Here is a 13,442-nt window from a genome sequence, read left to right as displayed (position 1 = left end):
TTGTCGCGCAGACAGGTTAAAATAGATCTGTTTTTCTTTGAACGTAGTCTACTGAATTGGTAATACTTTATGGCCGGACATAGTAAATGGGCGAATATTCAGCACCGTAAAGGTCGTCAAGACGCAAAACGGGGCAAACTTTGGACCAAGATCATTCGTGAGGTCACCGTGGCCGCACGTGCCGGCGGCCCTGACCCCGAGTCCAACCCACGTTTGCGCATGGCCTGGGACAAGGCAACCGCTGCCAATATGCCCAAAGACAACATTCTGCGCGCCATCCAGCGCGGCGCAGGCGGCGCGGACGATGCCAACTACGAAGAAATTCGCTACGAAGGCTACGGTATTAACGGCGCGGCCGTGATTGTGGACTGCATGACCGACAACCGTCAGCGCACGGTCTCGGATGTGCGTCACGCCTTTACAAAAAATGGCGGCAATCTGGGTCTGGATGGCTCGGTCGTGTTTCAATTCCGCCACTGCGGTCAGTTTCTGTTCGCTCCGGGCACTTCGGAAGACACGATTATGGAAATCGGCCTGGAAGCTGGTGCCGACGATATCGTGACCGACGAAGAAGGCCTGATCGAAGTGCTGTGCGCTCCTACGGACTACCCGGCTGTGCAAGCCGCGTTCCAGGCCGCTGGCCTGACGCCTGAAGTGGAAGGCGTGGTCATGAAAGCCCTGAACGAAACCGAACTGAGCGGCGACGATGCCGTCAAGATGCAAAAACTTCTGGACGCACTGGAAGGCCTGGACGATGTCCAAGAGGTCTACACCACCGCCGTCATGGACGAAGCCGAATAAGCTATTTCTGAAAACTCCTCTTTGCGGGCCCTGCCCGACTCATCACTATGAAGCTACTTGTTGTCGGCAGCGGCGGCCGTGAACACGCCTTGGCATGGCGCCTGGCCCAATCTGCACGCGTGCAGACTGTCTACGTTGCCCCGGGCAATGGCGGTACCGCGCGTGCCGAACGTATTGAAAACCTGGCCATCACCGATATCCAGGAACTGATTGCCTTTGTGAAGCAAGAAAAAATTGCCTTCACTGTCGTCGGCCCGGAAGCACCGCTGGCCGCCGGCATTGTGGACGCCTTCCGTGCGGCCGGTCTGAAAATCTTTGGTCCCACCCAGGCTGCCGCGCAGCTGGAAAGCTCCAAGGACTACGCCAAAGCCTTCATGGTGCGCCACAACATCCCGACGGCAGCCTACGCGACCTTTACCGATCCGGACGCCGCCAAGGATTACATCCGTCAGCAAGGCGCTCCCATTGTGGTCAAGGCCGATGGCCTGGCCGCTGGCAAGGGCGTGATTGTGGCCACCACGCTGGAAGAAGCATTGGGCGCCATTGACGACATTCTGGGCGATGGCCGCTTTGGTGCCGCCGGTGCCCGCGTGGTCGTGGAAGAATGCCTGACCGGCGAAGAAGCCAGCTTCATCGTGATGTGTGACGGCAAGAATGTGCTGCCCATGGCCACCAGCCAGGACCACAAACGCCTGAAAGACGGCGATCAGGGTCCGAACACGGGCGGCATGGGTGCTTACTCCCCCGCCCCTATCGTCAGCCCCACGCTGCATAACCGCATCATGCGCGAAGTCATTCACCCCACCATGCAAGGCATGGCCAAGGAAGGCTTGCCCTACTCCGGCTTTCTGTACGCAGGCGTGATGATTGACGATGGCCCGGACGCTACCCGCCCTATCAAGGTGCTGGAATTCAACTGCCGCATGGGCGACCCTGAAACCCAGCCCATCATGATGCGCATCAAGAGCGATCTGACCGAAACCTTCGAACTGGCTCTGGCTGGCAAGCTGGACGAGGCCACCATCGAATGGGATCGTCGTACCGCCATTGGCGTGGTACTGGCCGCGGCCAATTACCCCGAAGAGCCTCGTACTGGTGATGCCATCACGCAATTTGCGAAAGACACCGACGAGTGCATCACCTTCCATGCAGGCACGCAGATGAAAGACGGCACCGTGGTCACCACAGGTGGTCGTGTATTGTGTGTCACCGCTATGGCCGACTCCATCCGTCGCGCTCAGGAAGCCGCCTACGAGGCCATTTCCCAAACGCATTTCGACGGCAAGCAATTTCGCACCGATATCGGCTGGCGCGCTCTGCCCAGCAGTGAATCCTGATTGTCGCAGCAAGGTCTTTTCATGTCTTTACCCATTGATACCGTCCAGGCTTATTTCCGTCAGTTGCAAAGCCACATCGTGGACACTCTGGAGCAGCTGGATGGCACGCCTTTCGAGTCGGACCAGTGGGATCGTCCAGAAGGCGGCGGCGGTTTGTCCCGCCTGCTGGAGAACGGCCCTGTTTTTGAACGGGCGGCCGTTCTGTTCAGCCATGTCAAAGGCCACACCCTACCTCCGTCGGCCAGCGCCCACCGCCCCGAACTGGCTGGACGCCCCTGGGAGGCCATGGGTGTTTCGCTGGTGATTCACCCGCGCAATCCCTTTGTGCCCACCACGCACATGAATGTGCGCATGTTTGTGGCCCAGGCCCAAACAGCGGATCAAGAGGATGTGTTCTGGTTTGGTGGCGGTCTGGACTTGACGCCCTACTACCTGCACGAAGACGATGCCCGCCATTTCCACCAGGTGTGCCACGATGCGCTGGCGCCGCACGGTGCGGATTACTACCCGCGCTACAAGCGCTGGTGCGACGAATATTTTTATCTGAAGCACCGCAACGAGACCCGTGGCATTGGCGGCATTTTCTACGACGACCTGAACGAGCCCGGCTTTGAAGCCAGCTTCGCCCTGACCCGCTCCGTGGGCAATTCCTTTACCGATGCCTATGCACCTATCGTGCGTGCCCGCATGGATCAGGAATACACCCAGGCGCACCGTGACTTCCAGGCCATTCGTCGCGGCCGCTATGTCGAATTCAATCTGGTCTTTGACCGTGGCACCCTGTTTGGCCTGCAATCAGGTGGGCGTACGGAATCCATCCTATTGTCCATGCCACCCCAGGCGAACTGGCGCTACAACTGGTCGCCTGAACCCGGTACGCCAGAAGCGGCCCTGGCGCAATACCTGGTGCCTCGCGAATGGATTTAAAGCGTGTCGGGCTCCTGGGTGGCAGTTTCGACCCCATCCATAAAGCTCATGTGGCGCTGGCGCTTGCCGCGTTCGACCAGCTGCAGCTGGACCAGGTTCAGTTGCTGCCCGCTGCCCAGCCCTGGCAACGCGACGCCTTGGGTGCCAGCACCCAGGATCGTTTGGTCATGGCCGAGCTGGCCGCCCAAAGCCATCCGGGCTTGCAGGTCAACCCCGTAGAGATCGAGCGCGGTGGCCCAACCTACACCATCGACACGGTGCGCAGCTTGCCCGCCGGGTCGCGCTACTACTGGATTTTAGGCAGCGACCAACTGCATAATTTTTGCAGCTGGAACGACTGGCAAGAAATTCTTGAATACGTCGAACTGGCTGTTGCCCAGCGCCCCGGCAGTCCTTTGGAGACGCCCGTCGCCTTGCAGCAGGAACTGAGTCGACTTCAGCGCCGTTTGCATCAGATTGACTTTCTGCCCATGGACATCTCGGCCACCCAGATTCGGGAGCGAGTGCAGCGCGGTGACAACATCACCGCCCTGGTCCCGGAAGAAGTCGCTCAATACATTGACAAAAAACGGCTCTATCTTTCCCACCCACAGGCGCGCCCTGTATAGTTCTTTTTATGAATATAGAAACACTTCAACGACTCGTCATCGATGCCCTCGAGGACGTCAAAGCTCAAGACATCAAGGTCTTTAGCACTACCCACATGACCGGCCTGTTCGATCGTGTGGTCATTGCCAGTGGTACTTCCAACCGGCAAACCCGCGCTCTGGCCCAGAGCGTGTTTGACAAGGCCCGCCAAAACAAGGTCGAAGTCCTGGCCCATGAAGGCGAGGACACCGGCGAATGGGTGTTGCTGGATTTGGGTGACATCGTGGTGCATTGCATGCAGCCGGCCATCCGCCAGTACTACAACCTGGAAGAACTTTGGGGCGAGCGCCCTGTCGAAGTGGAACTGCTGCCGCAATCGCGCCAGGTTCCACCGGCTGGCTTTTTTGCCAGCGCCGACGAAGACGAAGACTAAACCCTTCCTCTGTCCTGTCGGCAATACCCGGGCCGCAGCTTACGATGCGGCCTTTTTTCTTTTACGACATTTCATGAAACTCATTGTCATCGCGGTAGGTCAGCGCATGCCCGACTGGGTGGAACAAGGCTGGCAGGAATATGCTCGCCGCATGCCCCAGGACTGCGCCATCGAGCTGCGCGAAATCAAGGCCGAACCCCGTACCAGCGGCAAGACGCCTGCCCAGATGATGCAGGCCGAGGCCAAACGCATTGAAGCGGCCATTCCCGCCCAGGCGATGCGCATCGCCCTGGACGAACGCGGCAAGGACCTGACCACCGTCAAGCTGGCTCAGGAGCTGGAGCGTTGGCGCAGCAGCGGTCAGGATATTGCCATTCTGGTCGGTGGCCCGGACGGACTGGATGCGGCACTCAAGCAAAGCTGCCACGGCATGTTGCGTCTGTCCTCCCTGACCCTGCCCCACCCCTTGGTACGTATCTTTCTGGCCGAGCAACTGTATCGCGCCTGGTCCGTCATGACCGGGCATCCTTACCACCGCGCCTGAACCTTCTTTTAGTCCTGGTTTCTTATGCCTTTTCAGCCCATCTATCTGGCCTCAGCCAGTCCACGTCGCCACGATCTGCTCAACAGCATCCAGATCACTCATGAAATCCTGCATGTGCCCAGCCCTCCGGGCGAGGATGAACCGCGTCTGGAACAGGAAGCGGTGCTGGATTATGTCCGTCGCACGGCCCGCGACAAGCTGCTGCGCGCCCTGGAATGGCGAGCACAGGACAGCAGTCTGGATCAGGAGCGCGCTATTTTGAGTGCCGACACCACGGTCTGCATGGACGAGACCATATTTGGCAAACCTGCTGATCTGGCCGATGCCGCACGCATCTTGCGCGAGCTCTCGGGCCGCCGTCACAAAGTGATGACCGCCTTGTCCCTGGGCGTAGGTGGTGTGGAGTTTGAAAGTATCAGCATCAGCGAAGTCAGCTTCAAAACGCTGAACGAACAAGAAATTGCGGAATACTGCGCCAGCGGCGAGCCTATGGGTAAAGCGGGAGCCTATGGCATTCAAGGTCTGGGCGGTGCTTTTATCAGCCACTTGAGTGGCAGCTATACCGGCGTAATGGGCTTGCCTGTTCACGAAACCTACCGCTTGCTGGAACTGGCCAATCTGAAGATCCGCGCCTAAAGACCGGCTAATACAGAGAAACAACCTGATCAGAACAGGAATGGGGAACTATCCAGGCAAGGTCTAGTCCCATTCTTTTATTCCATTTGGATCTTAGTATATATTTTTTGGATATATACATTCACCGACTGTTTTGCAGGATTAACCACCATGCCGCTTTCCTCTTTTTCGATCCGTCTTGCCTTGGCCGGTTTACTGTGCGCCAGCACCGTCGTCCAAGCCGCCGATCGCCCCGCTGCCCTGAAGGCCCTGGAAGAGCAAGGGCTATCCATTGTGGGCGAATTTGATGCTCCCGGTGGCCTGAAAGCCTGGGGTGCGTATAGCGGGAATCGCGCATTGGCCATCTATAACCTGCCCGACGGGCAGCACATGATGGTGGGCACCATGATCGATGCCAAGGGTGAAGAGGTACGCCCGGCCGGTCTGGACGAACTGGTGCAACCCGCCATTGCCAAGGACATGCTGGGCAAGCTGGAAAAATCCCGCTGGATCAAGGATGGCGACGACAAGGCGCCACGCGTGGTCTACGTGTTTACCGACCCGAATTGCCCTTACTGCATGCAGTTCTGGCAAATGGCTCGCCCCTGGGTTGAGTCCGGCAAAGTACAGCTGCGCCACGTCATGGTGGGCATTCTGGCCCCCAGCAGCAGCCTGAAATCGGCCGCCATCCTGGCTGCCAAGGATCCCACCAAGGCCTTGAACGAGCACTCTTTGGCCATGCTGAAAGATCGCAGTGCCGGTGTGAAAGGCCTGGACAGTGTGCCCAGCGATATTGAAGCCGATCTGACCCGTAATGAAGATCTGATGATGGGCTGGGATTTGCGTGCCACCCCCGCCATGGTCTGGCAAGATGAGCAAGGTCGCATTCAAATGCAGACCGGCGCTTCACCCGACATTACCGAACGCGTTTTTGGCCCACGCTAATTTCAAGCAGGACATTTATTCATGAGTACTCGTGTTCTCTTGCATGCCCCCACCACCCATGCCCTGGAGCGTGCCCGCAGCAATGCGCGCAACTTGCTCAAGGACATACCGGATGCCCAGATTCGCATCATCGCCAATGCGCAGGCCGTTAAAGCCTGCGTAGAAGGCGCGGAACACGATTGCGACGCCTACACCTACCTGTGCCCCAACACACTGCGCAATCAGTCCCTCAGTGCGCCAGAACGCTTCCAAACCTTGGAGCAAGGGGCCATCACCGCCCTGGTGAAACTACAGACGGAAAACTGGATTTACATTCGAGCCTGATGGGGTGTAGGGCCAGAACAACAGACCATACTGGCCGGTCATGATTCTGCCTGCCCCCGCCCAAACCTTGATACGATAGCTAAGCTCGCGACAAGCGGGCCTGTTTTTACCCGTATCACAAGGAATCCGTCATGCCCACCCTCGTCCGTTCTGCTCTGCGTCCCTGCCTTTTACTGGCTTTATGTGCTTTAGGAACCAGCCAGGCACTTGCACAGCAAACTACCGTGGGTGTCGGTGTTGGCTTTGCCCCCAAGTACGAAGGGGCTGACAGCTACGACGGCCGTTTCTACCCTCTGCTCTCGCACCGTAACGGCCACTTTTTCCTGGCCCCCAAAGCAGGCATGCCTGCCATCGGTCTGCAAACCAATCTGACAGACAACTGGACTATCGGTACTTACGCCGCTCTGGCCCGTGCCCGTAAATCCGGTGATGCCGACCGCCTGTACGGAACTGATGATATTGATCGTCACGGCAATCTGGGTGTATTTACTGCTTACCAACTGGGCAATGCCAAGATTGAAGGCAGCTACTACCAGGCACTGAAAAGCGGTTATGGCGCCACGGCCGTTCTGGATTTGAGCTACCGCCTCTGGAACGATCAGGACAGCAGCTTCTCGCTGGGTGCCGAATTGAAATGGTCCAACGAAAAAGCCATGCGCACCTATTTTGGCGTGAAGTCGCATGAAGCTGCTGGCAGCAATGGACAACTGCGCACCTACCGCCCTGACGCTGGTTTGCGCTCTTATGCCTTGTACGGCCAGTACACCCACAAGATCAGCGAAAGCTGGTCCCTGCAAGGTCTGCTGGGCGTGAACACCTTGGGTGAAGAAGCCAAAGACAGCCCGCTAGTCGAGAAGAAAAGCAGCGTCTTTGGTGGCGTAGGCTTGGGCTACAGCTTCTAAATTCCTGTCAGGGTCTGCCGACCCGCTTGACCGTCAAGCCGTTGTGTTCCAGGCGAGCCTGCACAACGGCTCGATGATCGCCCTGAATCTCCAGCGTTCCCTCTTTCAGCGTCCCGCCCGCTCCACAGGCGTTCTTCAGTTCCTTGACCAGCGCCTTGAGCTGCTCCTCGGGCATCACCAGGCCCGTTACCACGGTCACTCCCTTCCCTTTTCGCCCTTTGGTTTCCAGACTCAAGCGCACCGGCCCCTGAGTCTGAGACAGGCTTTGCTCGCGCCGATTTTCCTCGCAACGACATTGCTTTTGTGGCTGCCCGCAATCAGGACACATACGCCCTTGTTCCGTGCTGTACACCAGCCGAGACAGCTGATCCGATAAGCTGGCCATAAAATCTGGCTCCCTTCGCTGATTAAATAAAAAAGGCCCCCACGCTGCGCCTTCGGCTTGCGCTCCACCTCGCGGCTTGCATGCCGCTCGGATTCGCCAGGCACACAGCAGTCCGCAATGGACTACTGTGTGTCCAGGCTCATCCCCAAGGGGGCTTTTTACCGGGGGCGCCGAGCCTTGGGACGGCCCGACAGTAAAAAAAAGCCCACCGAACTTCGGTGGGCTTTACGCTGGACCAGGCCCAGACGAATTACATCATGCCCATCAGGACCAGACCAAGCAATTGCTCGGAAGTGAAACGCTGGCCGTTGATGTCGAACACGCGATCCTTGCCGTCGTACTTGATGGCCGTGGAAATGCCGTTCTCGTCATTCTTGACCATATTGGATTCGGCGTAAGGAGCGACAGCCGCATCCAGAATCATGTCCAGCATGGCAGCATTGCCTTCTTCAGGCGACAGGCCTTCAGCCTTGTCCATCTCGGCAGCCAGGCCACGCAGCATGGGCTTGGAAATCAGAACATCCAGCTGAGCAGCAGGAATGGCTTCGATCCACATTTCAGGACTGGTTTGCAGCTCTTGCAAGGTCGCATTGGGCTTTTGGAAGTCCATACGCAGTGTGGCTTTGGACTCGCCAGCGGCGGTGTACCAACGCAGAGGCTCAACACGCAGCACAGGTTTGTGCTCCAGCGCCTGCAGCACCAGTTCCATCATCTTCTGAGCCGTTGGGCCATCTACCGAGTCCATATCGTTTTGCAGATTGGAATCGGAAATCAGCTTGGACAGGGCGGAGATTGCAGGTGCGTAAACGCGGTCAAAGTTCATCGACAGCTCAACCGAACCCAGCTTGACCTTGTCTTCAAACACCAGATCAGTCAGCGCGTAAACAACCTTGGTATCACTGACGGAGTCTTTGGTGACCGCATCGGAATTGATGGCGATCTGCTTGAAAGTAATACCATCGGTCTCGGCAGATTGCATCTTGACGTCATCGACGCTCAGCTTGCCGACCTGGGTGCCGCTGACATTGATGTCACCGTCTTGCTTGAAGTCCACCACGAAGTTGGAGGCTTCCAGCTTCAAGGGATCTGCGCTGATGTCATCAACAAACAGCTTGGGGAAGCTGCCGGTCACAACAATATCTTTGCTCTTGCCACCGGCTTTGGTGCGCAATTGACCGCCGCTGAAGTCTACTTTGACTTCGTCGCCTTGGTGCTTGATGGCTTCAAAATGCACATTGGAGTCCACGGCACCGTCAAAACCGACCAGGCTGTCCGCCCACAAAGGGGTCTTGTCGCCCGTCAGCTTGTACCAGCCTTCGGTGTCTTTGGTCTTGACCAGAGTGCTGTGCGACAAGGCGGCAACAGGGGTGAAGTTACCCAGAGCCATTGCCGACATAGGCAGCGGGCCATGGCTGATCTTGTCATCAAAAGTCAGCTCCAGAGGCTTCTCTTCAGCGTCGGAAGGCTTGATGGTGATGGTGTAACGAGCAGTAGAGGAAAATACGCCACGTTGGTAGTCCACCACGTTCATGACGACCGACTCGCTCATGCCCATTTGCTGCATCTGCTCGGCAGCCAGGGTATTGAACTGGGCCACTTTCTCACCCACCAGCGCTTCAGTTTTCTTACCGGTGTACCAGGTCGAACCGCCGTATGCGGCCGCTAACACGACAACCAGTGTGACCAGCCCTGTACTTTTCTTCATGACTTCCCTTTTGTAGACCTACAGTCCCAACTTCAAATAGCCGACATAATACCGAAACTAAGTTTGACTGATGGTAGTTTATTCCCCGTAATTGTAACTATTCACATGCGTAATGCGAGCGACATCGTCTGCGCCCAAGCCCAAACGATGGGCCGCACGATAGGTTTGCTGGGCTGCATGAGCCACTGGCATGCTGGTGTGACTGGCACTGGCCAGCTCCGCCACGGTATTCAAATCCTTCAACATGGTATCGACCGACGCTTTTACTTGATTGTCGGGCGTAGTCATGCGCGGCACGAACAATTGCAGCAAAACCGAATCGGCCCAACCGCCCCCCAGGGCCTCACTGATTTTGGAGGCGTCCACGCCATTGTCATTGGCCAGGCTCAAGGCCTCGGCGATAGCGGTCAAGGTGGTAGCCACAATGGTCTGATTGCATAACTTTGTTACTTGGCCGGCCCCTACCGCCCCCATCAAGGTGACGCGCTGCGAATACGCGGCCAGCACCGGACGAACACGATCCAGCTGCGCCGCCTGCCCGCCCGCCATGATGGCCAGCGTGCCTTGTTCTGCTCCGCCCACACCACCGGATACCGGAGCATCCAGCCAATGAGCCCCGCAACGTTGCTGCAATTGGGCAGCCATCTCGCGTGTGGCCTGTGGAGGAATCGAGGAATGGTCCACCACAATCCGCAAGGCTCCCTGCACCGACGCTAGGCCCTGCTCGCCCAGGACCGTGTCGTGCACAGCCTGTGCATCGAAGACACACAGGAACACGGCTTCGCACTGCTCGGCCATTTGCGCCGGGGTATCGCACCAGTGGGCACCGGCTTCGATCAGGGCTTGCCCCTTGTCCTTGGAACGATTCCAGATACGAACCTGATGACCGGCATTCAACAAGCGGCGCACCATAGGCTGACCCATACGGCCCAAACCACAAAAACCAATATTCATGTCTCGTCCTTTACGCCCCCAACATCATCCAGCCAATTGAAACGGGGCAAGAAAAACCCGCCTGTCAGGCGGGTGAAGTCTGGTCGGCCCAACAAGGGACCGCCCTTATGCTGATACTCAAGCCGCGTCGGGCTGGCGGTCGGGGGCCGCTTCCTGAAAGGCAGACAGCTCCAGACATTTTTCCTCCACAGCCAAGAGGCGTGGAAATGTGCTGAGATCAATGTCAAAACGACGGGCATTGAACATTTGAGGAATCAGGCAGATTTCGGCAAGACCAGGAGTATCGCCAAAAATAAAATCATGATCTTTTTTGCCATGGCGCTGCACCAAGGCTTCCAGGCCTTCCAACCCTACGCTGACCCAATGGCGATACCATTGATTGCGAGCATCTTCCTGGGCGTGCAGTTCGTTTTTCAAATACTGCAACACGCGCAGATTATTCAGCGGATGAATATCGCAAGCCACGGTTTGGGCCATGGAACGTGCCCAAGCCCGCTCTGCCGACGCTTTGGGCAGCAAAGGCAGCTCAGGATAGCGTTCGTCCAGATATTCCAGGATGGCCAGGGATTGCGTGATGATCAGACCATCATCATCCAAAGCGGGCAGCAGTTGCACGGGATTGACCTGCACATAATCGGGCTGATGCTGCTGACCACCATCCTTGAGCAGGTGTACAGGCTTGATCTGGTAGTTCAGACCCTTGAGGTTCAGACCAATCCGCACCCGGTAAGCAGCGGAACTGCGAAAGTAGCTATACAGAATCATCTTGTCTCCTGTCCACCCTGCAAAAATCGTTTTTTATTTGTTCAGGCTTTCAATCTTGCGCGACAGCTCTCGGGGCAGCGGGAAGGCAATGTTTTCCTCCACACCATCCAGGGCCCGCACTTTACCTACGCCCAGTTCCTGCAAGCGCTGAATCACCTGATTCACCAGAACTTCCGGAGCAGAAGCGCCGGCCGTCACACCCACGCGCTTTTTACCGATCAGCCAGGCCGGATCAATCATTTCCGGTTTATCCAGCAGATAGGCTTCAGCCCCCTTGCGCTCGGCGACTTCGCGCAAACGGTTGGAGTTGGAGCTATTGGTACTGCCCACCACCAGGACCAGATCACACTGTGGAGCCATGATCTTGACCGCATCCTGACGGTTCTGTGTGGCATAACAGATATCGCTTTTCTTGGGTTCCACAATATTGGGGAAGCGCTCGCGCAAGGCCTGGGCCACAACTGCCGCATCGTCCACGGACAAGGTGGTTTGCGTCACAAAGGCCAGCTTGTCGGGATCGGCCACTTTCAGGTTGGCGACGTCCTCGGGCGTTTCCACCAGGTACATGCCGCCATCAGCCTGCCCCAGCGTACCCTCGACTTCAGGGTGTCCGACGTGACCAATCATGATGATTTCCCGGCCTTCGGCGCGCATGCGAGAGACCTCGATATGCACTTTGGTCACCAGCGGACACGTGGCGTCAAAGACTTTCAGGCCACGCTTTTCGGCATCGTCACGCACCTGACGCGATACGCCGTGAGCCGAAAAAATAACGATTGCACCCGAGGGAGCCTCGTCCAGCTCTTTAATAAAGATCGCCCCTTTATTGCGCAGGTCTTCCACCACGTAACGGTTATGGACGATTTCATGGCGCACGTAGATTGGTGCACCGTGCAATTCCAAAGCGCGTTCGACAATATCAATCGCGCGATCGACCCCAGCACAGAATCCACGGGGCTGGGCCAGAACAACCTCAGCGTTCTGAACGGGAGTAGCTTGACTCATTACAGAATCCCCAAAATATGAACATCCAGGCGCAAAGCCACACCGGCCAAAGGATGGTTGAAATCGAACAAGGCGGTCTTGTCGTCGATTTCCTTGAGCACGCCCGAATAGCGACTGCCATTAGGGGCGGCAAACTCCACCATATCACCGGGCACGAATTCCGCGCCTTCGGCGGCGTTGCTGGCCAGCATTTCGCGAGTGATGCGCTGCAAGAGGTCCGGATTACGGGCGCCGTATGCATCCTCGGGAGTAATGTCGAGCTGAAAGCGCTCGTCTTCACGGTGACCCAGCAGTTTCTCTTCCATACCGGGGGCCCACTGACCATTGCCCAGTTGCAAGGTCGCCGGGCGGCCCGTAAAGGTATCCGCAAATACAGAGCCTGCCGCCGGGCCACTGGCCAGCTCTATACGATAGTGCAAAGTCAGGTAGGAATCCTGACGGACAATTCCAAGCTCGGAACTAGCAGAGTTACTCACGATCGCTCACTATAGAAAATCATTCAATTACCGCATTTTAGCGTTTCTTATGGCCACATCCACTTTACGCCGCCAAGGGCCCCGTGAGCGCATGTTGGCGCACGGCCCTGCCTGTCTGAGCACCCCGGAACTGCTGGGCATTGTCCTGCGCACCGGTACACGCGGGCGCAATGCTGTCGAGCTGGGCCAGATGTTGCTGGACCATTTTAACGGACTCAAAGGATTATTATCGGCTGATGCATCTGCCCTGCGCCAACTGGACGGAATCGGGCCGGCCAAATGTGCGGAACTGTTGGTTATCCGGGAACTGCAACGCCGCTGTGCCCTGGAATCACTCACGGACTTGCCGGTGCTGAACCAGGCGGACAAGGTGCGCGAATATTGTCTGGCCCATATTGGACATTTGCCCGTGGAGCATTGCCTGGCCCTGTTTCTGGACAATCAGCTACGACTGATCTGCGCCGAGGAGATCAGCCGGGGCACAGTCAACCAGGCTTCAGTCTACCCACGGGAGATTTTGCGCGCCGCCCTGCGTCACCACAGCTGTGCCATTATTCTGGCGCACAATCACCCTTCCGGTGCCGCCTATCCCAGCGCCTCCGATATCCGGCTGACCCGGCACATTCGTCAGGCACTGGCTTTGGTCGATATACGCTTGCTGGACCACATTATTGTCACGCCCAGCCAGACTGTCTCCATGGCCGAGCGCGGAGATCTATAGACGGTTCAGGGCGGT

Annotated in this window: 17 protein-coding genes; 11 read left to right on the top strand and 6 right to left on the bottom strand. The window is 57.3% G+C overall.

What is annotated here, in order from left to right; all coding sequences use genetic code 11:
* The first annotated feature begins 69 nt into the window (after positions 1 to 69).
* From D0C27_RS00185 to D0C27_RS00140, 10 genes are all read left to right on the top strand, one after another.
* A complete protein-coding gene (locus tag D0C27_RS00185; RefSeq protein ID WP_026483044.1) occupies positions 70 to 801 on the top strand; it encodes a YebC/PmpR family DNA-binding transcriptional regulator in 732 nt (243 codons plus the stop codon).
* 47 nt (positions 802 to 848) lie between these two features.
* Positions 849 to 2,138: a phosphoribosylamine--glycine ligase gene (gene purD / locus D0C27_RS00180; protein WP_022983309.1), complete on the top strand. Its 1,290-nt coding sequence runs from the start codon at positions 849 to 851 to the stop codon at positions 2,136 to 2,138.
* 21 nt (positions 2,139 to 2,159) lie between these two features.
* On the top strand, positions 2,160 to 3,065 hold the full coding sequence (gene hemF, locus D0C27_RS00175) for an oxygen-dependent coproporphyrinogen oxidase (RefSeq protein WP_060186928.1): 906 nt from the start codon (positions 2,160 to 2,162) through the stop codon (positions 3,063 to 3,065).
* Positions 3,056 to 3,673: a nicotinate (nicotinamide) nucleotide adenylyltransferase gene (gene nadD, locus D0C27_RS00170; RefSeq protein ID WP_009456143.1), complete on the top strand. Its 618-nt coding sequence runs from the start codon at positions 3,056 to 3,058 to the stop codon at positions 3,671 to 3,673. Before hemF ends, nadD begins: the two co-directional genes overlap by 10 nt.
* An 8-nt stretch (positions 3,674 to 3,681) precedes the next feature.
* Entirely contained in the window at positions 3,682 to 4,086 is a 405-nt protein-coding gene (rsfS, locus tag D0C27_RS00165) for a ribosome silencing factor (RefSeq protein ID WP_009456142.1), read from the top strand.
* 73 nt (positions 4,087 to 4,159) lie between these two features.
* Positions 4,160 to 4,630 (top strand): 23S rRNA (pseudouridine(1915)-N(3))-methyltransferase RlmH, encoded by a 471-nt coding sequence (rlmH, locus tag D0C27_RS00160; RefSeq protein WP_009456141.1) that lies wholly within the window; start codon positions 4,160 to 4,162, stop codon positions 4,628 to 4,630.
* Positions 4,631 to 4,654: 24 nt separating this feature from the next.
* A complete protein-coding gene (locus tag D0C27_RS00155; RefSeq protein WP_137430171.1) occupies positions 4,655 to 5,266 on the top strand; it encodes a Maf family protein in 612 nt (203 codons plus the stop codon).
* Positions 5,267 to 5,416: 150 nt separating this feature from the next.
* Positions 5,417 to 6,190, top strand: a complete 774-nt coding sequence (gene dsbG, locus D0C27_RS00150; protein ID WP_035272568.1) for a thiol:disulfide interchange protein DsbG — start codon at positions 5,417 to 5,419, stop codon at positions 6,188 to 6,190.
* Positions 6,191 to 6,211: 21 nt separating this feature from the next.
* The gene (locus D0C27_RS00145; RefSeq protein WP_060186918.1) at positions 6,212 to 6,514 is read left to right on the top strand and encodes a hypothetical protein; all 303 of its coding nucleotides are present in this window, start codon (positions 6,212 to 6,214) and stop codon (positions 6,512 to 6,514) included.
* 131 nt (positions 6,515 to 6,645) lie between these two features.
* Positions 6,646 to 7,416 (top strand): MipA/OmpV family protein, encoded by a 771-nt coding sequence (locus D0C27_RS00140; RefSeq protein ID WP_009456452.1) that lies wholly within the window; start codon positions 6,646 to 6,648, stop codon positions 7,414 to 7,416.
* A 7-nt stretch (positions 7,417 to 7,423) separates the two neighbouring features.
* Here D0C27_RS00140 and D0C27_RS00135 read toward each other — a convergent pair whose 3' ends face one another.
* The 6 genes from D0C27_RS00135 to D0C27_RS00110 form a co-directional block, all read right to left on the bottom strand.
* The gene (locus D0C27_RS00135) at positions 7,424 to 7,801 is read right to left on the bottom strand and encodes a translation initiation factor (RefSeq protein WP_137430170.1); all 378 of its coding nucleotides are present in this window, start codon (positions 7,799 to 7,801) and stop codon (positions 7,424 to 7,426) included.
* A 250-nt stretch (positions 7,802 to 8,051) separates the two neighbouring features.
* Complete coding sequence (locus tag D0C27_RS00130) at positions 8,052 to 9,506, bottom strand: YdgA family protein (RefSeq protein ID WP_137430169.1); 1,455 nt, start codon at positions 9,504 to 9,506, stop codon at positions 8,052 to 8,054.
* A gap of 78 nt (positions 9,507 to 9,584) precedes the next feature.
* Complete coding sequence (locus D0C27_RS00125) at positions 9,585 to 10,460, bottom strand: NAD(P)-dependent oxidoreductase (protein WP_083053291.1); 876 nt, start codon at positions 10,458 to 10,460, stop codon at positions 9,585 to 9,587.
* Between the two features lie 117 nt (positions 10,461 to 10,577).
* Complete coding sequence (gene maiA / locus D0C27_RS00120) at positions 10,578 to 11,225, bottom strand: maleylacetoacetate isomerase (protein WP_137430168.1); 648 nt, start codon at positions 11,223 to 11,225, stop codon at positions 10,578 to 10,580.
* A 33-nt stretch (positions 11,226 to 11,258) separates the two neighbouring features.
* The gene (gene ispH, locus D0C27_RS00115) at positions 11,259 to 12,230 is read right to left on the bottom strand and encodes a 4-hydroxy-3-methylbut-2-enyl diphosphate reductase (protein WP_115633902.1); all 972 of its coding nucleotides are present in this window, start codon (positions 12,228 to 12,230) and stop codon (positions 11,259 to 11,261) included.
* On the bottom strand, positions 12,230 to 12,706 hold the full coding sequence (locus D0C27_RS00110; protein WP_230940668.1) for an FKBP-type peptidyl-prolyl cis-trans isomerase: 477 nt from the start codon (positions 12,704 to 12,706) through the stop codon (positions 12,230 to 12,232). Before D0C27_RS00110 ends, ispH begins: the two co-directional genes overlap by 1 nt.
* A 49-nt stretch (positions 12,707 to 12,755) precedes the next feature.
* Here D0C27_RS00110 and radC point away from each other — a divergent pair, with 49 nt between their 5' ends.
* Positions 12,756 to 13,427, top strand: coding sequence for a RadC family protein (gene radC, locus D0C27_RS00105; RefSeq protein WP_022983307.1), 672 nt, complete (start codon positions 12,756 to 12,758; stop codon positions 13,425 to 13,427).
* Positions 13,428 to 13,442: the final 15 nt, after the last annotated feature.

Origin of the sequence: Alcaligenes faecalis (assembly GCF_005311025.1) — a bacterium.
GTDB classification, from domain to species: domain Bacteria; phylum Pseudomonadota; class Gammaproteobacteria; order Burkholderiales; family Burkholderiaceae_B; genus Alcaligenes; species Alcaligenes phenolicus.
Note: the sequence above shows the minus strand (reverse complement) of the source record. Positions and strands in the feature narration are given on the sequence as shown.